Here is a 19,143-nt window from a genome sequence, read left to right as displayed (position 1 = left end):
GCCGTACTTGCATGGTGCGCGCAATCGGCGTCTGGAGACGCCTCCCACAAGCAACGTCGTTTGGCGCCGCTGGAATGCCCGTTGGCTATGAGTGAACTTGCAAACAACCACTTTGCCATCGGCTGGGACGTCGGCGGTTGGAACTGCGACAAGAACCCGAATAGCCGGGACGCGATCGTTATCCTCGATGACGCCGCCGCCATCGTCGGGACGCCGTGGCGGGGGAATCTTCGGGAGGTGATCCTTCAGTCGGCGAGCGCGTCGGAATGGGTCGCGGCGTTGTTTACGCTGTGCCGCTTCTCGCCGCCGGAGCGGTCTTGTCGGGTGACGTTGGGGATCGATGCGGCGCTCGCGTTTCCCGTGGCGTTCATCGACCTTGTGACGAAAGGCCTCGCCGCTGAGCCCTCAAAAGTCTCTTCGCAGAACGGTTACCTGTTCCGATATACGGAGCGGCGGCTGGCGATGGAGGGGTTCCCGCCGTTGTCGCCGATCAAGGACATGATTGGCAGCCAGGCGACGAAGGCGATGCACACGGCGGCGAAGTTCACGCGGCCCACCGGCGTGACGGGCGTCTGGTCAGACGGCGGCGGGCTGACGTTGTTCGAAACGTATCCGACCGTCTGCCGGCGGGCGCCGCTCGTGTGCGAGCTGACTTCCCGTCACGAAGTGATCGAACAGGAAGACATCCGCGACGCCTTCGTGTGCGCCGCGGTGGCTCACCTCTACGCCCACACGCCCACCGCGATGGAGCACCCGACCCCCGAGGCGCCCCGCGCCGAGGGCTGGATCTGGCGCCCAACGCCCGCAGCAAAAGCGTAGGCCGTAACAAGCGTCAGCGCGGTTACGGCAGGCGGCGAGACAGACGCCGCTGGTTTAAGGATTGAACCACAAAGGGCACGAAGGACATGAAGTAGAAGTAGGCTGAGAGGCATCACTCCCGTTTCGCCACTTCAATCCGGATAAACTCTGGAAGGTACGATGGCGTGCAGTTCTTCGACACGTGCTCGTCCTTGTAGAGCCCGAGGGCTTTGCCGAGTTTGATGCACCTGGCGCGGAACTTCGGCTCGTGGATGCCGATCTGGCCGGCGCAGAAGTTCATGGTCCATTGAACTTCGGGCTCAGCCGTCGCCAGGTTCTTTTCCAGGGAAACCATTAGCTCGGCGCTGTTCCCGGGCGGAGTTTGGCCGACCCAGCGTAGGCGGGCTTGGTGATACCAGAACAAGCGACGCAGAATCGGGGAAGGATTCTCCTCCCACGTCGTCATCAGCGCGGCGAGCCTCTTGTCTTTAGCGAGCTGGTTCGCCATGAACCAGTCAGCCAGCTGACTGCGTTCTTTCAAGTCATGCTCGAGCATGTCCGCGGCCAACTGGTCGATGACCTCTTCGGCGAGAAGCTTCTTGTCGAAGATGAGCGACGCCAGAAGACGCGGGTAGTATTCCCCTGTTGACCAAAGCTCCATCGCCAGATCGTGATCCTTCTTGATCTCGGCGCCACGTTTCTTGAGGTCGCCGAGCTTCAGGTCGCCCTTGGTGATCTCGGCGACGAGTTTCTTTGCTTTGGTTGATAAAGCCATTTTATGTCGGTCTCCCCTCTGTTAGCTCGTAGGCCGTAACAAGCGCCAGCGCGGTTACGGCAGGCGGCGCGACAGACGCCGCGGTTTTAAGGATTGAACCACAAAGGGCACAAAGGACACGAAGAAGAAGGCCTGAACAATCGATAGTGCGGGTCCGGCGGGCAACGCGACAGATGACGCCATGACGTAACTTCGCTTACGCTTGTTACGGCCTAATTGACTTGTGTAAAAAAAGCCGGCCCAAACCGTCTGACAATGTCGCTACGAACACTAACTGGATAGCGAATGAAATAACAAGCGATAAGATCCCTTGAACAGGCATACCGCCGAGAATACTGGAAGGCCCATCAGCAAGGCTCTCCTGAAGACGCACTAACGCTCTTGCACCAGACGGCAATAGCTTCAGCTCCTCAGGCTGCAATTCGTCCGAGCCAGATTTAGCAGGGACCTCCTCTCCCCTGGCGATCATGCCAATTCTTCTAGATGCTTCCTTTTCAGCGATTCTTCCACGACTTGAGTCAATGGCAAACGCCAATGCATTTATTGCAATCCACAGAATGACGGACGGCAGTACGAAGTACAAAACGCCACTCTCCCTTCGTGATTCAGGCATCGTCCTCAATCCGTGCGTATGCGATACATACCGAAACTCTACGGCGATCGATATCCAGACGGCCTCTTGAAAATATCGCGCTGTCCGCGGACCGTAAGCCAGAATCGCGACCAATGGTGCCATGCCGCAATTTCGCTGACGGTTGTTACGGCCTACTTGATAATTGGCTTGGAAGTGACGCAGCAGCCTTTAGTCCTGCGATTCTGCCAAGTGCATATCATGGCATTCTACTGGTGGACCGGTTCCGAAATCGAATATGCATGCGGTTTCGACTGCGGATACAGCCAGTGCCTTAACACAAGCTTGCTGCTCATACCTCGCGTGCAAAGCGCCGAGGGCAAATTCCGCACCCGATCCAATAGCCCAAAACGAAGTGTACTCCGTTACCTCACGATGGCTGAAGAAGGAAAAAATCCCTCCCTTACTTAAGATAAGCCCTGACATCTGAATGGAATCATATTCCTGCTCACGATCAGCGGATTCGTCGGTGCGCAAGAAGTACTCGGTGCAGAGGCGCGGTTGTATATCTCTTAGAGTTTCAAAAATCTCGCTGCGTGTATTGAGTCGAAACAACTCGGGTTGGGCTGTCGACAATGAATGGATAGCGTTTTGATGGGCGATGCTTCCGACGATGCCCATACACGCGTCTCCAATTCGGTGGATTTTCCCTGGGCCAACACGCATCGACCCCGGAACGATTGTCTCCCCTTGACTTGACTGAAAGTCTGCGGCAATTGCCGCATATCTCTTATTGCGCACCACGACGATTGTTGACATGGCTGTAGGTTCCTGGCGCCTGCCGGCGATACGTTTATTCTGGCAGGCGAGGCCTGCCCTACATTGTTACGCCAACCTACGCACGCACACCGCCGCTGCCTGCCCCTGCGGGGTGGTGTTCACCTTGAGGAGCACGTCGCCGGTGGACGTGCCGGGTTGGGCGGCGACTTGGATCGGGCACTCGGGGTCGGGCTCGGCGTGGTTGAGCGTCGCGGGGAGCTTGCCGGCGAGGGGGCCGGTGGCGTCGAGCGCTAGGAGGCTGCCGATGAGTTCCACCACGCCGCTGCCGCCGCCGAGGGCGCCGAAATAGCTCTTAAGGGCGACGACCGGGACCTTGTCCGCGGCATTACCAAGAGCGGTGCGGATCGCGGCGGCTTCGGCGCGGTCGTCGTCCGGAGCGCCGACGCCGTCGGCGTTGATGTGGCCCACCTCGGTGGGAGTGACGCCCGCGTCGGCCATCGCGGCCTTCAGCGCGCTGGCCATCGCGATGTCGTTCTTCCCCTTCAGCGTCATATCCGCGACGACGCTCGAACCGTAGCCAACGATCTCGCCATAGATCCGCGCGCCGCGGGCCTGGGCCGATTCGAGCGACTCGAGCGCCACCATGCCGGCGCCTTCGCCGCAGACCATGCCGACGCGCGTGCGGTCGAAAGGCTTCGACTGCGTCGCGGGGTCGGCAGTGGCGTCGTCGCTGACGGGGATGTCGTGGGCCTGGAGGGCATGGATCGCCTGCATCGGCAGCACGCGCGTGCCGGTGGCGCCGGCGATCATCCGGTCGGCGTCGCCGCGGGCGATGATGCGGAACGCCTCGCCGATCGCCACGAGGCCGCCCGACTCACGCATCGTCAGCGAGTTGTTGGGGCCGCGGAGGTCGTTGTAGATCGCGATGTGGCTCGCCGGCATGTTCGGCAGGTACTTGAGCATCCACAGCGGCTGCATCTGGTCGAGCCCGTCGGCGCCCCAGCGGCCGTACTCGAACTCGCCCCCGTCCGCGCACTTGGCGATGGCGTCAACGTAGTCCTCGGGGAGGGTGAGCATGTAGTCGCTGCCGAGCACGACGCCAAAGCGCTCCGGGTGCGTGTCGGCGATACCGCCCGCGTCTGCCAGCGCGTGCTGGGCGGCGGCGACGGCCATCTGAGTCTCGCGGCACATCAGCTTGAGGCCCTTGCGGATCGCCTTCTTGGCGTCCCCTTCGAGGGCGCCGAAGTTGTCGATCGAACCGGTGAAGCCCGTAGCGAAGCCACCGACGCGCGGCGCCACCTCCGACCCTTCACGGAGCGTCACCCCGCTGCGGCCCTCGGCCAGGGCGGCGGCGTACTCGCCCGGCGACGACCCGAGGGGCGAAACGAGGCCAACGCCAGTAATCACAACACGGCGCTCAGCCGGCTTCTGCGGATTGCTCATAGTCCGGCTAGTTTACCCTCTCGCGTCAGCGGGAGGAGGGCGGCTTTTTTTGAAGGAGATGGGGGGATGTTGGTGATAGGGGGGATCGCAGGCGGGTGGTTTGTGGGGGTGCGCTTCGGGGGTCCTTCGACCTAGTGGGCTTTTCGTGCTTCCTTTTGGGGATAGACGGGCAGTCGCATAGCGACTGCCCGTCTATCCCCAATTGCCGCACTAGTGGGCTCGCAATGTAAGGCGGTTTGCATCAGGGTCCGAGCATCTACCCGCTTGCGATCCCCTCTATCACCAACATCCCCCTATCTCCTTCCCGTAATCAACCTACAAGAGGGTGAAGCCCAGGTGGTCCATCCAGCGGTGGATCCAGGGGCTCGTCCAGGGGTTCCAGGTGGGGTAGCTGGCGGACATGGCGGACCACGCTAGCAGGGCGGCGGCGAGGCCCATGCCGAGACGGCTGCGGCGGAGGGGTTCGATGGCGCGGGGGAGCATCGCGATCCACAGCGGCGCCAGCCAGAAGACCCAGCGGAAACCGTTGGTCATGCCGCCGTAATTACGGTCGTCTTGCGGCCGCAGCAGGATGAAGAAGACGAGGCACGCCCCGGTCGTAAGGAACGTGGCCCAGGCGAGCTTGCGGTTGGGGGGGTCAGCGGCGCCCATAAGCAGACCCATGCCCGCGAAGCTCAACAGCCACACCGGCGTCAGTGAAAAGATGCCGTGGTGCCCGACCAGCGCGTGGAAGGCGTAGACGCCTTTCGAGGGTTCGCCGCGGTCGATCCCCTGGCGGTTGCGCCAGTAGCTCTCGCGCGTCTTGCCATTCACGGTGTACTCGTAGTCGTACCAGTTATCGGCGGGGTCGGTCTGGCTGCGGTGAGCGTAGGGCGGCCGCAGGCTGTTGTGGGCCCAGTAGTTGGTGGCGAAGAACGCCGCCGTGACAATCGCGGCGCCGATGGCGAAACCCTTCAGAGTCTCGCCCGTGCGGGAGTAGAGGAGCGACATGGCGACGAGCGTCGCCAGCGCGAGCGCGGGCAACTCGCAGGTCACCATAAAGGCGGCTACCAATCCGGTTGCCAGCGACAGGCCGAGCCGTGGCTTGTCCGAGCGCAGCAGCATCTGCCAGAGGTCACACGTCACCGCGGCCGCGGCGGCGCCGAAGAGGTGGTTGTTGAGCACCGGCGTAAACGCCAGCAATTGGGCGCCGAAGCAAGCGGTCGCCATCGCGAACAGGCGGTCGATGTCCCCCGTGCCTGTGCGTTCGATAATCCGGCCAATTGCGGCGAGCATCACCACCAGCGACCCGCCATTGAGCAACAGCAACAGCGTGCGGCCGAGCTCGTAGGGCGACTCGCCGAGCGTCGTGCCGGTGAGCTGCATCAGCACCCAATACGGCCCCGCGATCATCACCATCAGCAGCGGCGGCTTGCTCGAGTACTGGTGCGGCTCGCCATCGCGGCCGACGTGCTGCACCATGTCGATGGTGTCCCAGGTCGGCTCTCGGAGAAACGGATCAATCTCGTGGTTGCCATTCTCGGCGATCGCGCGGATCGCCATCCAGCGGCTGCGGTCGTTAGCGCTCAGGAACGGACGCTGGAGCCGTAACTTGCCTTCGAGTTCTTCGCGGCGCTCGGCGAGACCCGCTTCGATCTCTGGAGCGGTGAGACCCTGCTTCTCAAGCTTCGTCCGCTCGCCACTGAGAGCTGCGTCGATGCGGTACTTCTCGAGTCGCGCCAGGTCGGTCGAGTTGACCGCAAGAATCTTACCGGCCGCTTGGCCAAAGGCCGTAGCGATCAGCAGCGTGTAGAGGATCCAGCGCTGGGGGGCGCCGAGTCCCGATGTGGCGGTTGGTTGTGCGGACTCGCTCATTGCTTCTGAAGAATGGGACGCGGATGACACGGATTCAAAGGATGGGCGCGGATGAAGAAAAATGTATCTGCGTTCATCCTTTTAATCTGCGTCAATCCGCGTCCCATTCTTCGCTTCGATCCGCTCAGCGACGGAGTAGCCGGGTTCGCGGCGGGAGAGGGACGCGGTGATCATCGCGCCGAGGAGGCCGACGGCGAGGAACTGGGCGCCTACGAGGCATAGCGCGAGGCTGTAGTAGAGAGCGGCGGTCTCGTGTAAGTGGACGGGGTCGAGGTCCTCGAAGAGGCGTGAGACGATCCAACGCAGCGCGAGGTAGATGAGTCCCAGGCTGCCGAGGCCGAAACTCACCAAGCCGAAGCCGCCGAGGACATGTTGGGGGCGGTCGCCGTAGCCGGTGAGGAACTTGATCGTGATCAGGTCCATCAGGCCCTTGAGGATCCGCGAGACGCCGTACTTCGAGACGCCGAACTCCCGCGGCCGGTGGTGCACGGCGACCTCGGTGACGCGGTAGCCCCGCGCCGCGGCGAGCACCGGCACGAAGCGGTGCAGCTCGCCGTAGAGGTTGACGTCGGCGAGGGCTTCGCTGCGGTAGGCCTTGAGGCCGCAGTTGTGGTCGTGGAGGCGGACGCCGGTGAGCCAGCTCGCCAGGGCGTTGAAGCCGAGCGACGGCCAGCGTTTGTGCCAGGGGTCCTTGCGGTCGATCTTCCAGCCGCTGACCACGTCGTAGCCCCCGTCTGAGGGCTGGAGCTTGGCTAGGAGGGCCGGGATCTCGTTGGGGTCATCTTGGAGGTCGGCGTCGATCGTGACGACGTACGGGGCCGTGGCGGCCCTAAAACCGGCGTCCAGGGCGTCGGCCTTGCCGAAGTTGCGGCGGAAGCGGACGCCGAGGACCTGTGGGTCTTTGTCGGCCAGCGCATGGATGACCCGCCATGAGTCGTCCTTCGAGCCGTCATCGACGAAGACGACCTGCATCGCGTACCCTTCCCGCTCGGCGACGGCGCGCAGTTGGCGGTGGAGTTCGACGAGCGTGGCCGACTCGTCCAACAGGGGAACGACCACCGAAACGGCGAGGGTGTCAGCGGGGCGGCTGTGTCCGGGAGAGTCGCTCAAGGCGTTTCGCGGGTAGGGGCGTTGCGGCGGCGTTGACGGAGGAACTCGCCTACTAGCAGGCTAGCACAGACGGCGACCTCCGTCGCAACCCCGAGCAGCCGGGAGGCCGCGGTGACCGCCACCGCCCCACCGTCCCCTAAAACGGGCGCCAAGACGGCCAAGGAGACGGCCTCACGGACCCCGATCCCAGCCGGAAGCAGCGAGACGAAGCCCGCCGCCGTCGGCAGCGTGGCGGCCAAAGTCCAGAACGGTAGATCGGCAACTCCTCGCCCGCCCGCCATCCCAATGGCCTCGGCCGTTAGCCACAGAAAGACCGACAGCAGGCACCAGGCGCCAAGGGCGGAGAGGACGCCGTAAGCCGCCAGGTCGTAGCCGAGGCTTTGGCGAAGCCGGTCACGCAGCTCGGCCCTGCCTGATGAAGCCGTAAAACGCCCCAGCAGCCAGCGGAAAGCCGGTGGCGCCGCCGGCGCGAGACAGATTAGCGCCAAGGCAAGCGACGCGGGCGTTAGCCACCGTAGCTCGTCGGTTCCGTCCACCAACGGGATCAGTCCCGCCGCAAGGATCGCGCCAACGGACATGAAGCAGAGCGTCTCGTAGAACGAGGACGCCCCGGCGGCGACTAGCGAGGTCTTGTAGTCGGCGTGTTCGCCGGATCGCATTGCGGCCGAGTGCAACCGCGTGGCGCGGATCAGGATGACCGACGCCTTACCGGGGACGTACTTGCCGGGCTGGCTAATGTAGTAAGTCGAGAGGGCTTCGGTGAGCTTTGTCGGTCGGCCGATGGCTGCCAGCACGCGACGCCAAAAGACACCCATCGTCAGCTGGGCAAGCGCGTACGCCACGCAGGCGGCGACGAGGTGCGACCAGGAGAACGTCAGCTTCTGCTGATAGAGGTCGCGGAGGCCATCGCGGAAGGTTTGCGCGACGAAAGCCAAGACCAAGGCTAGGAACGCGAACTTGATGGCAGCGACGACCCAACGCCGCCAGAGGGGCTTGGTCGTTGTTCGCTCACTTAGGGGCTGTTCGTTCACGCTTCACTGATTGAGTGGCCCGCATTCCGCGGCGAATCCCGGGGCGGTTATACTCGCCGCCTCAAGCCCCTGCAGGAACCCCACCCGTGTCGAAGTCGAAGCCAACGCCCCCCGCCGAGAAGCCTGAACCGTCGGAGGGGAGCGATATCCACAGCATTGCCGAGGCGATCGACGACGCGCCGCCGCTGTCGGTCTCGATGCCCGGCGTACCGCGGGTGATCTCGCTGATCGTGCTGGTGGCGGTGTTGCTAGGGATCAGCGTGCTGTTCTTCCGGGTGATGGCGACATTCCTCGTGCCGCTCTTCTTGGCGGCAGTGCTGACGGTGGTGTTCAAGCCGCTGCATGTTTGGATTCTCAATAAGGTCGGCGGCCGCAATCAGTTGGCCGCGTTGGCGACGACGACCCTCATCACGCTCGGCGTTGTCGTGCCGACAGCGCTGCTCGGCTGGATGGCGTTTGTGGAGACCTCGCAGATTGTGCGAGTCGTCCAGACAAACGCCGACACTGAGGCCCCGGCGGCGGCCGAAGGCGAGGAGGATTCCGTCATTCCCGACGGCGTTGATCACAAAGAAGAGCAAGAAGACGCCGCCGAAGACGAGGCGGCGGGAGGAGTAGGGAAAGCCCTGACGGCGTGGATGCAGCCGTTTGCCGAGTGGTACCGTGTCAACATGAACGAAGAGTTCGAACCCGCCAAGTTGGCGCAGAACGCGGCCCAGCAGGTCGTCAAGGTTGGTTGGGTCGGGGTTCAGGCATTGGTCGGATTCTTGGTCGGCATGGCGATCATGATTTTCGCGCTCTACTTCTTCCTGGCCGACGGCCCAAAGATCGTCGAGACGCTCATGCACCTGTCGCCGCTAGACGACGACTACGAACGCGAATTGCTGGTGCAATTCGCTACGGTTAGCCGAGCCGTGGTGCTGGCGACGCTCTTGTCGGCGTTCGTCCAAGGGATTCTTGGCGGCATTGGCTATTACTTCGTCATCGACGACTGGGCGCCGGCGAACGCGCTGGCCCAGTACGGCGGCGACATCGACCAAGTCCCGGAGAACTTGCGGATCCATCCGCCGGTTATCCTGCTAACCGTGTTGACGATGCTGCTGGCGATCGTACCGTTCGTCGGCGCGACAGCGGTGTGGATCCCGGTCGCGCTGTGGGTCTACTTCGCGCAGGGTGATCTGTGGCCAGCGATCGGGATGACGATCTACGGATTCGCGGTGGTGTCGTCGATCGACAACTTGATCAAGCCCTGGGTGCTGCACGGGCAGTCGAACCTCCACCCGCTCTTGGCGCTGCTGAGCGTGTTGGGCGGTCTGCAGTTGCTGGGGCCGATCGGGATCCTCGTTGGCCCGATGCTGGTGGCGTTCATGCAGGCCTTGCTGCTGATGCTCCGCAAAGAACTCGACGTGATCGCCGAGGAGGCTGAGGAGAACGGCGACAGCGTGCCCAAGCCGGCCTAGCCCTCTCCGCGCGCCTGCCGCCGCCACTCTCCGGGGCTAACGCCGCGGAGCGACTTGAAGCGGCGGTAGAACGTCGAGAGGTCGCTGAACCCACACTCAAACGCTACCGCGGCGATCGGCGCCTCAGTCTCGGCGAGTAGTCGCGCGGCGTGATCCACCGCACGCTCGTGGACATAGGCGAGCCAGCCCTGGCCGGTCTCTTCTTTGAAGAGCTGCGTGAAGCGCCTGCGCGAGAGGCCGAGCCGGCGGGCCGCGTCGTCGATCGTTGTGGTCTCGAAGAAGTGGGTGTCGAGCCGGCTGACATAGCGGCGGACCTCGCGTCGGGCCTTGCTCGTGTCTTCGGCTTGTTCCTGAGGGGGCTCCAACAACAGCGCCAGCAGCTCCAAGGCCGAGGCGACCATCGCGATGCTCGCGCTCGCCCCGCCGTGCGACTGTTGGAACAACAGCCGACGGAAGATCGCTTCCGCCCGATTCGCCAGATAGCTCGACCGCTCGGCGCAGCCGGCCGGCAGCCGGGCGATCAAGGCTCGGTCGAACCGCAGCACTGCCGGCGTAACGCAGAGCACGTAGAGCGACGACGGCTGCCCCGGGGCGTCGATGATCCGGTTGCGGCGTTCGGGCGGAACCACCACGAGGTCGCCGGCCGTGAACGGCAACCCCCTGCTAGCGACCTCGACGGTCCCCTCCCCCGCCAGCACGTAAATGACCTTCAGGAAGGGGTGCCGGCGCCAGTCCATCGTCCAGTCGAGGGCGTGGTGGCTTTCCAGCACCGCGACGCCCCACGGCGGGAGCGTTTCGGGGAGGGCGTGGCGGGTTTTGTGGGACGGCATCGCGGAATTGCCCGATTTGCAAATCGTTTCGGCTCAATTCTCAAAGACGGATCGTGCCGATGCAACTACTTTGGCGGTGCGTATGAACCGGGGGCTAAGGCCCCGCGGCTGATTCATAGGCGCCACAAATCAGCCGCGGGGCCTTAGCCCCCGGTTTTCTCGACAGCCCTGCCTTCTCTTGCCACTCTCATGAACTTTCCCAAGATCGCCAGCCTCAAGACCGCCGACGCCTTCCAGTCACGGCTCAATGAGATCGGCGCCCCGATGCCGTTCGATGAGACGGTCGAGGCGGGGGCGGGCTCGACGCTGTGGCAGCCGATCGACTCGGGCGCGGGCGTCATCGGCAACCGATGGACGATCCTGCCGATGGAGGGCTGGGACGGCGAGGCCGACGGCACGCCGACCGACCTGACGCGCAGGCGGTGGCGGAACTTTGGGCTCAGCGGCGCCGGACTGATCTGGGGGGGCGAGGCGGTCGCCGTCCGGCACGATGGGCGGGCCAATCCCAACCAGTTGATGCTCAACGACGCGACGGCCTCGTCGATCGAGTCGCTTCGCGAAGAGCTCGTCGGCGAACATGTGAAGGCGTTCGGCAGCGACGATGGCCTCGTGGTCGGCCTCCAACTGACGCACTCGGGCCGCTACGCGCGGCCGAACGACAAGAAGCGGCTCGAACCGCGGATCGCCTACCGCCACCCGGTGCTTGACCCGCGGGCGGGCGTCACCGACGACGGCGCCATCCTGTCGGACGATGATCTTGATCGGCTGGTGGATGACTTCATCGCGGCGGCGGTGCTCGCGCAGAAAATTGGTTACGCGTTCATTGACGTGAAGCACTGCCACGGCTACTTGGGGCACGAGCTGCTGTCGGGCTTCGACCGCCCCGGCAAGTACGGCGGCGATTTTGAAGGCCGCACACGCTTCTTGCGGAACGTCGTCGCTGGCGTCCGCGCCGCGGCGCCGGGCCTGGCGATTGGCGTACGGCTGAGCGTCTTCGACTACTCGCCGTATAAGCCGGGGCCCGATGGCGACGGCGTCCCTGAGGTCGCTGGCGCTTACCCTTACGCCTTCGGCGGCGACGGCCAAGGTGGAATCGACCTCACCGAGCCGAGCAAGTTTCTCTCGCTGCTCAAGGAACTGGGCATCCGCCTCGTCTGCACGACCTGCGGCAGCCCCTACTACAACCCCCACATCCAGCGCCCCGCGGCGTTCCCGCCCTCGGACGGTTACCAGCCGCCCGAGGACCCGCTGGCGGGCGTCGCGCGGCAGATCGACGCGACGGCGAAGCTCAAGAGCGAGCACCCCGATCTGGTGATCGTTGGCTCGGGCTACACGTACCTCCAAGACTGCCTGCCAAACGTCGGGCAAGCCGCAGTCCGTAGCGGGATGGTGGACTCCATCGGCCTGGGCCGGATGGTCCTGTCGTACCCCGACCTGCCGGCCGACGTGTTCGCGGGCAAGTCACTCGTCCGCAAGCGCGTCTGCCGGACGTTCAGCGAATGCACCACCGCCCCGCGCAACGGCATCGTGTCGGGCTGCTACCCGCTCGACCCGTTCTACAAGGAACGGCCCGAGCGTGAGCAGGTGCTCGCCATCACGAAAGGCAAGTGAAGCCAGACAGGATTTACAGGATCAATTCTTTATCCTGTTCATCCTGTCGATCCTGTCAAAATCGTCAGCGGGCGATCACCAGCGGGCTGAAGAGGATGTAGAAGACGATCGTCAGGGCGATGGCGACGAGGCCAGCGATCCAGGCGCCGCTGGAGCTCTTCAGGTCGAGGTCGGTGTTGGCTTCGAACGTGACGGGCTCCTTGAGCGGCGCCGTCGCCGTCAGGGCCGACAGCACGAGGAGGCACGCGACGAACGAGATCGCCATCCAGTTCAAGAAGTTGTTCATGAACGGGTACTCGGCGAACACGTCTGTCTTCGACGACAGGTACCAGAGCGAGCCGTAGACGATCGCGTTGGTGATCAGGCCGGCGGCGCCGCAGATACGTGGCGCGCGGCGGACCAGGAGGCCGAAGGCGAAGATCGCCAGCACGCCGGGCGAGATCAGGCCCTGCACGCCCTGGATGATCGTGAAGATCGAGTTGGAGATGTTCGGGTCGCTGAGCTTCGGTGACAGCCAGACGGCCAGGACGGTCAGCGCCAAGACTGTGATGCGACCGACCTTAACGAGCGTGCCCTGCGAGGCGCCCGGCGCGACGTGCTTGTTGAACAGGTCGAGCGTAAAGATCGACGACGCCGCGTTGAGCATCGCCGCCAGCGAACTGATCACCGCGCCGAGCAAAGCGGCCATGACGAAGCCGAACATGCCGTTCCGCGGCAGCATCGCTAGGAGCAGGCCCAGCGCGGTGTCGTACTTGTAAGCAACCATCGCTTGGCGAACGGTCTGCTTGCCGGCGGCATTGGCGGCGGCGGTAACTTCGGCGTTGTGGGCGTCGACTTCCTCGGCGAAGGCTTGGTTGACGTGCTGCCAAGCGTGGTCCTCGACATAGCTAAACGCCTGGAACTCGGCGGCATCTTTCTTCTCAAAGTCCGCCTTGATCATCGGGAGGACCCAGGGGCTCTTAGCCTTCTCCTCAGCGATCGCCGCCTTCGATTCGTAGAGCGCGATCACATAACCGGGGCCTTGCGCTGCTTCAATGGCGGCGGCGTCGGGCGCCTCGACGGTCGTTACGAACGCCGTGTCGGGGTTGGCTTTGAGGTACACCGTCATCGCGCCGCTGGCGTCGCCGCGGGCTTCGAGTCGCATCTCGTCGCTGAAGAGATTGAAGGCAAGGATGCCAGGGATCACGACGATGAACGGGATCACCAGCTTTAAGTAGGCGGCGAAGACGATGCCCTTCTGGCCCTGGGCAAGGCTCGAGGAGCCGAGCGTCCGCTGCGTGATGTACTGGTTGAGGCCCCAGTAGTAGAAGTTGGGGATCCACACGCCCAAGAGTAGCGCCGTCCACGGCAGCACGTTGTCGCTGGCCGGGAGGAACATGTTGAGCTGCTTGCGGTTGAGCTCGACGAACCGCTCGACCGAACTCATCTCGGGGTCGAGATCGACGACCGCAATCTCGCCGGTGGTGGTGCTGACGTACATTGCCGCCGTCTCCGCCTCACCGAGCCGTCCGAAGGCGAGCCACATGATGAACAGGCCGCCGAGGATCAGCGCCGACCCCTGCAGCAGGTCGGCCCAGACCGACGCCTTCAAACCGCCCGCGACGACGTAGACCATCGCAATCACCGCGATGAACAGCGAAGGAATCCAGAGGGCGACATCCACGCCGAAGCGAGACGCGAGCGTCTGCACCGTCAGCGCGCCGGAGTACGTCACCGCGGCGACCAGCAGCACGTAGATCAGCACCGTCGCGGCGGCCATGAGGAACCGCGCCAGGCCGTTGTAGCGGTACTCAAGAAACTCGGGCATCGTGTAGATGCCGACCCGCAAGAAGTAGGGCAGGAAGCCGAAGGCGACGACCACCAGCGTGATCGCGGCGAGCCATTCGTAGCTGGCGATCGCCAGGCCGACGTGGCTGGCGCCGCTACCGCTCATGCCGACGAACTGCTCAGAGCTGATGTTGGCGGCGATCAGCGAGAAGCCCACAAGCCACCAGCTCAGGCCGCGGCCGGCGAGGAAGTAGTCCTGCGAGGTCTGTTCACCGTCGGTGCTCTTCCGCCGGCTCTTGAAGAGGCCAACGGCGAGGACCGCCCCGATGAAGGCGAAGAAAACGACCCAGTCGAGTATGGAGAATCCCACAGTCTTAACCTTCCGCCTGCAATGGAGAGCAACGACAAGCCCTGCGACACGCCGCGGGGCGTGTCCGGTCCGTTCCGGTGGGCGGCATTATTGCCAGCAGGGGCCGCCCACCGCCAGCCGTCGGGGCGGGCCCTCGTGGACGATTCCGCCGCTTTGTTGGTAGTCTGTTCAGCCTGGCGTCGTTTTCAGAAACAGATACCCAGCTCTTCAGGCCCTATGACCGCCGTTCGTCAGCTTCTCACAATCGCATTTAGTTTCTTCACGGTAATGGCCTACGCCGCCAACGACTGGGAGAACCCCGCGGTTTTCCGGGTCAACAAGCTCGCGCCGCGGGCGACCTTCTACCGCTTCGATTCGGCCGAGGCGGCCCGAGACGCGACGCGGGTCAATGGCGGGCGGAGCGATTCGCCGTACGTCAAAAGCCTCAATGGCGACTGGCGGTTCAAGTACGTCGGCAACGTCGAAGAGCGTCCGACCGATTTCTTCGAGAGCGGCTTCGACGACAGCGGCTGGGACACGATCCCCGTGCCGTCGAACTGGGAGCTCCAGGGCCACGGCCAGCCGATCTACACGAACGTCACCTACCCGTTCGACAAGAACCCGCCGTTCATTGCGGGCCGCAACGGCAGCCCGGTCGGCTCGTACCGCACGAAGTTCACCGTCCCCGCCGAGTGGCAGGGCCGGACGGTCGAGATCTGCTTCGACGGCGTCGAGAGTGCGTTCTACCTGTGGTGCAACGGCAAGAAGGTCGGCTACTCGCAAGACAGCCGCACGCCGGCGCGGTTCGACCTGACGTCGTACCTGAACAAGGACGGCGAGAACATTTTGGCGGTGCAGGTGTTCCGCTGGAGCGATGGGTCGTACTTGGAAGACCAGGACTTTTGGCGGCTGAGTGGGATTTTCCGCGACGTGTATCTCGAAGGCGTTCCCGAGACGCATCTCGCTGACTTCGAAGTGCAGACCGAACTCGATGACTCGTACGAGGACGCGACTCTCAATCTCAACGTCGCCGCCCCAGGCGCCCCGGGGGTAAAGGCCGAGTTGTTCGACGCCGCAGGCAAGAGCGTCGCCACCCTCGAGTCGAAGAAGACCGATGTAGCCTTTGACGCTCAAAAGGGCCTTGTGTTCGGCGGTAAAAAGAAAGCGGACGCGGCGCCGACGACCAACCTGTCAGCGAAGATCGAATCGCCGCAGCTTTGGACCGCGGAGACGCCCAACCTCTATCGGCTTGTCGTCGCCATCACCGACGCGGACGGCGAGACGATTGAAGCCACGGCCCTCAACGTCGGCTTCCGCAAGGTCGAGATCAAAGACGGCGTGCTGCTTGTGAACGGTAAGTACGTCTACATCAACGGCGTCAACCGCCACGAGCACCACCCCCGCACCGGGCACACCATTTCGCGGGAGTCGATGATCGAGGACATCCTCCTCATGAAGCGGAACAACATCAACGCCGTCCGCACCTGCCACTACCCCGACTCCCCCGAGTGGTACGACCTCTGCGACGAGTACGGCCTCTACCTCGTCGACGAGGCGAACATTGAATCGCACGGCATGGGTTATGGGCCCGAGTCGCTCGCCAAGCAGCCCGAGTGGGGCCCGGCGCACCTCGACCGCACAAAGAACGTCGTCGAGCGTGACAAGAACCATCCCTCGGTGGTGATCTGGTCGCTGGGCAACGAAGCGGGCAACGGCGTCAACTTCATGACCAATTACGACTGGATCAAGCAGCGCGACCCGTCGCGCCCTGTGCAGTACGAGCAGGCGTACTACCGGGACCGCAACACCGACATCCGCTGCCCGATGTACGACTCGATCGACCGGATGGTCGAGTACGCCACCGGCAAGATGGACGGCGTGAAGGCCGATCGGCCCTTGATCCAGTGCGAGTACGCCCACGCCATGGGCAACTCGGTCGGGAACTTCAAGGAGTACTGGGACGCCATCCGCAAGCACCGCCTGCTGCAGGGCGGGTTCATCTGGGACTGGGTCGATCAAGGGCTCTACAAGAAGATTGATGGCGGTGAAGGCGAGTTCTTTGCCTACGGCGGCGACTTCGGCGACCGGCCCACGGACTGGAACTTCTGTTGCAACGGCCTCGTGCAGCCCGACCGCAAGCCGAATCCGCACCTCCATGAAGTCAAGAAGGTCTATCAGCGGATCGAGACGACGCACGACGCCGAGAAGCTCGGCGTGCTTACCGTGAAGAACGGCTACGACCACCAGTCGCTCGGTGGCATCGAACTGGCTTGGAAGATCGAAGTCGATGGCGAAGCGATGAAACGCGGCGTCGCCAAGTTGCCGCCACTCGCCGCGGGCGAGTCGGGTGAAGTAAACCTGCCGATCACGGCGCCCCCTGCCCTGCCGGGCCAAGAAGCCGTGCTGACGGTGAGCTATCGCCTCAAGGACGATGCATTGTGGGCCGACGCGGGTCATGAGGTCGCTTGGGAGCAGTTCGAGATTGATCCCGTCCTGGCGACAGCGAAGTCGGAGAAGGACCCCGAGGGGTCGGGCAAGTCAGCCGTCGAGAAGTCGGAGGAGTCATTCGTGCTTTCGGCCGCGGACGCCGAGGTCCGTATCGATCGCCAGACCGGCTTCGTCGAGTCGATTGCGTTCGAAGGCGACGAGCTGATCGAGACGCCGATCACACCGTGCTACTGGCGGGCGCCGACCGACAACGACAACGGCAATCAGATGCCGCGGCGGATGGGCTATTGGAAGAAGTTCGCCGAAGGGCGGAAGCTCGTGAGCTGTGAGACGGTCGACAACGGCGACGCGGTTGCCGCGGAGTTCAAGAGCGCCGACGACAAGGTGACCGAGACGCTGACCTATCGGCTCTCCGCGTCAGGCGCTTTGGCGATTACGCATCGTGTCGTCGCTTCGGACACGCCCGACTTGCCGCGGGTCGGCCTGACGATGGAGGCGCCCAAGTCGATGGCGACCGCGACGTGGTTCGGTCGCGGCCCGCACGAGAGTATGTGGGATCGCAAGACGGGCGCGGCGGTGGGGCGCTACTCGGCGCCGGCCGATTCGCTGACGCACGACTACGTCCGGCCGCAGGAGACGGGGCAGCGCTGCGACGTGCGCTGGCTGGCGCTAACGAGCGATACGGATCGCGGACTGATCGTCACGGGTTCGCCCGTGTTTGAGTTCGCGGTCAGGCCCTACACTGACGAGGTCCTGGAAGCCGCCAAGCACCCGCACGAGATCAAGCCCGGTGAGAACCTGACGCTGCATCTCGACCACCACCAGATGGGCGTCGGCGGCGACAACTCGTGGGGCGCCTGGACGCACGCCGAGTACCGCCTACCGGCGGGCGAGTACGAGCACACCGTGACGCTGCGGCCTTATCGGTCGGGATTGGGCCCCGTTGGCGTCGTCGCCCGGCGGCCTTAGATCGGCGATTTCCGCAGGAAATTGTGGGAGGCGTCTCCCAACGCCGATTACGGTGTCTATGCCGATCGGGTATGGTGCGCGTAATCGGCGTCGGGAGACGCCTCCCACAAAGAAGTCTTGAATCACCCCGCTAGATGTCGATCGAAACCGCTAAGCCGCTTGCCGACGTTGTCGTTGGCGTGAAGAAGACGTTCGCTGACAAGTTCGGCGCAGAAAAATTTAGCGCTGGGCCGCAGTGTGTCACCGCGGCGCCGGGCCGCGTTAACCTTATCGGCGAGCACACCGACTACAACGACGGCTTCGTGCTGCCGATGGCGATCGATCGGCAGACGGTCGTCGCGGCTTCAAAACGTGACGACGGCCGGCCCGTGGTGCGGCTCTACAGCATGACGATGGGCGGCGACGCCGAGTTGTCGCTGGAACCGGACGGCGCCGAGCTTCCCGGTTGGGCCAAGTACGCTCGCGGAGTGATCGACGCGTATCGCGAAGAGGGCATCGAAGTGCCTGCGTTCGATGGCGTGATCGACTCGACCGTGCCGCTCGGCGGTGGGTTATCGAGTTCGGCGGCGCTCGAGGTGTCGCTGGCGCTGGCGATCGAGACGCTGGCCGGTGTGTCGCTTCCCGGGCCGCAGCGGGCCCTGCTCTGCCAGAAGGCCGAGCACCGCGGCGCCGGCGTGCCGTGTGGCATCATGGATCAGTTCAGCTCGGCCCTGTGCCACAAGGACCACCTGATGCTGCTCGACTGCCGGTCGCAAGAGCCGCACATGGCGCCGTTCACCGACCCGTCGGTCAGCGTGTTGATCACCAACAGCAACGTGAAGCACGAGCTCACCGGCGGCGAGTACGCCGAGCGCCGCCAGCAGTGCGAGGCGGCCGCCGAGGCGTTGGGCGTGAAGGCGTTGCGCGACGTGACGCCCGAGCAGCTTGCCGCCAATGCATCCAAGCTCGAACCGCTCCCTTTCAAGCGGGCGCGCCACATCACCGGCGAGAACCCGCGCACCGAGCAGGCCGCGGCGGCGGTGGCGGCGTCGGACTGGGCGACCGTCGGCGAGTTGATGTACGCCAGCCACGCGGCGATGCGTGACGACTTCGAGATCACCGTGCCTGAGATCGACACGCTGGTGGAGATCGCCCGCGAGATCGGCCCGGCCGGCGGCGTGATCGGTTCGCGGATGACGGGCGGCGGTTTTGGCGGCTGCACCGTGACCTTGGTCCGCACTGACAAAGCCGAAGAAGTCGCCCGCACGATCACCGAGCGTTACCGGGCGGCGACTGGCATCGAACCCACCTGCTTCACGACGCGCCCGGCGGAAGGCGGCCGCGTTCTAGAGGGCTGAGTGTTTCGCGCGG

14 protein-coding genes are annotated in these 19,143 nt (G+C 64.1%); 5 read left to right on the top strand and 9 right to left on the bottom strand.

What is annotated here, in order from left to right; translation table 11 throughout:
• Positions 1-87 precede the first annotated feature (87 nt).
• Complete coding sequence (locus Spa11_RS11765; RefSeq protein WP_145112426.1) at positions 88-819, top strand: hypothetical protein; 732 nt, start codon at positions 88-90, stop codon at positions 817-819.
• A 112-nt stretch (positions 820-931) separates the two neighbouring features.
• On the opposite strand, the gene Spa11_RS11760 is transcribed toward Spa11_RS11765, so the two are convergent.
• The 7 genes from Spa11_RS11760 to Spa11_RS11730 form a co-directional block, all read right to left on the bottom strand.
• Complete coding sequence (locus tag Spa11_RS11760; RefSeq protein WP_145112424.1) at positions 932-1,573, bottom strand: DNA alkylation repair protein; 642 nt, start codon at positions 1,571-1,573, stop codon at positions 932-934.
• Positions 1,574-1,778: 205 nt separating this feature from the next.
• Entirely contained in the window at positions 1,779-2,156 is a 378-nt protein-coding gene (locus tag Spa11_RS11755) for a hypothetical protein (RefSeq protein ID WP_145382825.1), read from the bottom strand.
• Between the two features lie 219 nt (positions 2,157-2,375).
• Positions 2,376-2,963 carry an Ntn hydrolase family protein gene (locus Spa11_RS11750; RefSeq protein ID WP_145112420.1) on the bottom strand — a complete coding sequence of 196 codons (588 nt, stop codon included), beginning with the start codon at positions 2,961-2,963 and terminating at the stop codon, positions 2,376-2,378.
• A gap of 66 nt (positions 2,964-3,029) precedes the next feature.
• A complete protein-coding gene (locus tag Spa11_RS11745; RefSeq protein ID WP_145112418.1) occupies positions 3,030-4,367 on the bottom strand; it encodes a beta-ketoacyl-[acyl-carrier-protein] synthase family protein in 1,338 nt (445 codons plus the stop codon).
• A 315-nt stretch (positions 4,368-4,682) separates the two neighbouring features.
• Complete coding sequence (locus tag Spa11_RS11740; protein ID WP_145112416.1) at positions 4,683-6,221, bottom strand: pre-mRNA-splicing factor CWC21; 1,539 nt, start codon at positions 6,219-6,221, stop codon at positions 4,683-4,685.
• 81 nt (positions 6,222-6,302) lie between these two features.
• Positions 6,303-7,331: a glycosyltransferase family 2 protein gene (locus tag Spa11_RS11735; RefSeq protein WP_145112414.1), complete on the bottom strand. Its 1,029-nt coding sequence runs from the start codon at positions 7,329-7,331 to the stop codon at positions 6,303-6,305.
• Positions 7,328-8,362 (bottom strand): lysylphosphatidylglycerol synthase transmembrane domain-containing protein, encoded by a 1,035-nt coding sequence (locus Spa11_RS11730; RefSeq protein ID WP_145112412.1) that lies wholly within the window; start codon positions 8,360-8,362, stop codon positions 7,328-7,330. Before Spa11_RS11730 ends, Spa11_RS11735 begins: the two co-directional genes overlap by 4 nt.
• A gap of 86 nt (positions 8,363-8,448) precedes the next feature.
• On the opposite strand from Spa11_RS11730, the gene Spa11_RS11725 reads away from it, so the two are divergent.
• A complete protein-coding gene (locus tag Spa11_RS11725; protein WP_145112410.1) occupies positions 8,449-9,819 on the top strand; it encodes an AI-2E family transporter in 1,371 nt (456 codons plus the stop codon).
• On the opposite strand, the gene Spa11_RS11720 is transcribed toward Spa11_RS11725, so the two are convergent.
• Positions 9,816-10,649 carry a helix-turn-helix transcriptional regulator gene (locus tag Spa11_RS11720; protein WP_145112407.1) on the bottom strand — a complete coding sequence of 278 codons (834 nt, stop codon included), beginning with the start codon at positions 10,647-10,649 and terminating at the stop codon, positions 9,816-9,818. The two genes, Spa11_RS11725 and Spa11_RS11720, sit on opposite strands and share 4 nt — an antisense overlap.
• Before the next feature lie 189 nt (positions 10,650-10,838).
• Between Spa11_RS11720 and Spa11_RS11715 the strand changes: the two genes are divergently transcribed.
• Entirely contained in the window at positions 10,839-12,260 is a 1,422-nt protein-coding gene (locus Spa11_RS11715; protein ID WP_145112405.1) for an oxidoreductase, read from the top strand.
• Between the two features lie 64 nt (positions 12,261-12,324).
• Here Spa11_RS11715 and Spa11_RS22940 read toward each other — a convergent pair whose 3' ends face one another.
• On the bottom strand, positions 12,325-14,397 hold the full coding sequence (locus Spa11_RS22940) for a sodium:solute symporter family transporter (RefSeq protein ID WP_197529326.1): 2,073 nt from the start codon (positions 14,395-14,397) through the stop codon (positions 12,325-12,327).
• A 216-nt stretch (positions 14,398-14,613) separates the two neighbouring features.
• On the opposite strand from Spa11_RS22940, the gene Spa11_RS11705 reads away from it, so the two are divergent.
• The gene (locus tag Spa11_RS11705; protein WP_197529325.1) at positions 14,614-17,793 is read left to right on the top strand and encodes a glycoside hydrolase family 2 TIM barrel-domain containing protein; all 3,180 of its coding nucleotides are present in this window, start codon (positions 14,614-14,616) and stop codon (positions 17,791-17,793) included.
• 134 nt (positions 17,794-17,927) lie between these two features.
• On the top strand, positions 17,928-19,130 hold the full coding sequence (galK, locus tag Spa11_RS11700) for a galactokinase (protein WP_145112401.1): 1,203 nt from the start codon (positions 17,928-17,930) through the stop codon (positions 19,128-19,130).
• The last annotated feature ends 13 nt before the right edge of the window (positions 19,131-19,143 follow it).

The sequence above is a fragment of the Botrimarina mediterranea genome (assembly GCF_007753265.1).
GTDB lineage: Bacteria > Planctomycetota > Planctomycetia > Pirellulales > Lacipirellulaceae > Botrimarina > Botrimarina mediterranea.
The sequence above is the reverse complement of the archived record's forward strand: the minus strand, read 5'-3'. Positions and strand labels throughout refer to the sequence as shown.

Bases quoted from the DNA above. Each gene is read 5' to 3' on its own strand.
- Spa11_RS11765 (WP_145112426.1), top strand. From the start codon at position 88: ATGAGTGAACTTGCAAACAACCACTTTGCCATCGGCTGGGACGTCGGC.
- Spa11_RS11760 (WP_145112424.1), bottom strand. From the start codon at position 1,573: ATGGCTTTATCAACCAAAGCAAAGAAACTCGTCGCCGAGATCACCAAG.
- Spa11_RS11750 (WP_145112420.1), bottom strand. From the start codon at position 2,963: ATGTCAACAATCGTCGTGGTGCGCAATAAGAGATATGCGGCAATTGCC.
- Spa11_RS11745 (WP_145112418.1), bottom strand. From the start codon at position 4,367: ATGAGCAATCCGCAGAAGCCGGCTGAGCGCCGTGTTGTGATTACTGGC.
- Spa11_RS11740 (WP_145112416.1), bottom strand. From the start codon at position 6,221: ATGAGCGAGTCCGCACAACCAACCGCCACATCGGGACTCGGCGCCCCC.
- Spa11_RS11720 (WP_145112407.1), bottom strand. From the start codon at position 10,649: ATGCCGTCCCACAAAACCCGCCACGCCCTCCCCGAAACGCTCCCGCCG.
- Spa11_RS11715 (WP_145112405.1), top strand. From the start codon at position 10,839: ATGAACTTTCCCAAGATCGCCAGCCTCAAGACCGCCGACGCCTTCCAG.
- Spa11_RS11705 (WP_197529325.1), top strand. From the start codon at position 14,614: ATGACCGCCGTTCGTCAGCTTCTCACAATCGCATTTAGTTTCTTCACG.
- galK (WP_145112401.1), top strand. From the start codon at position 17,928: ATGTCGATCGAAACCGCTAAGCCGCTTGCCGACGTTGTCGTTGGCGTG.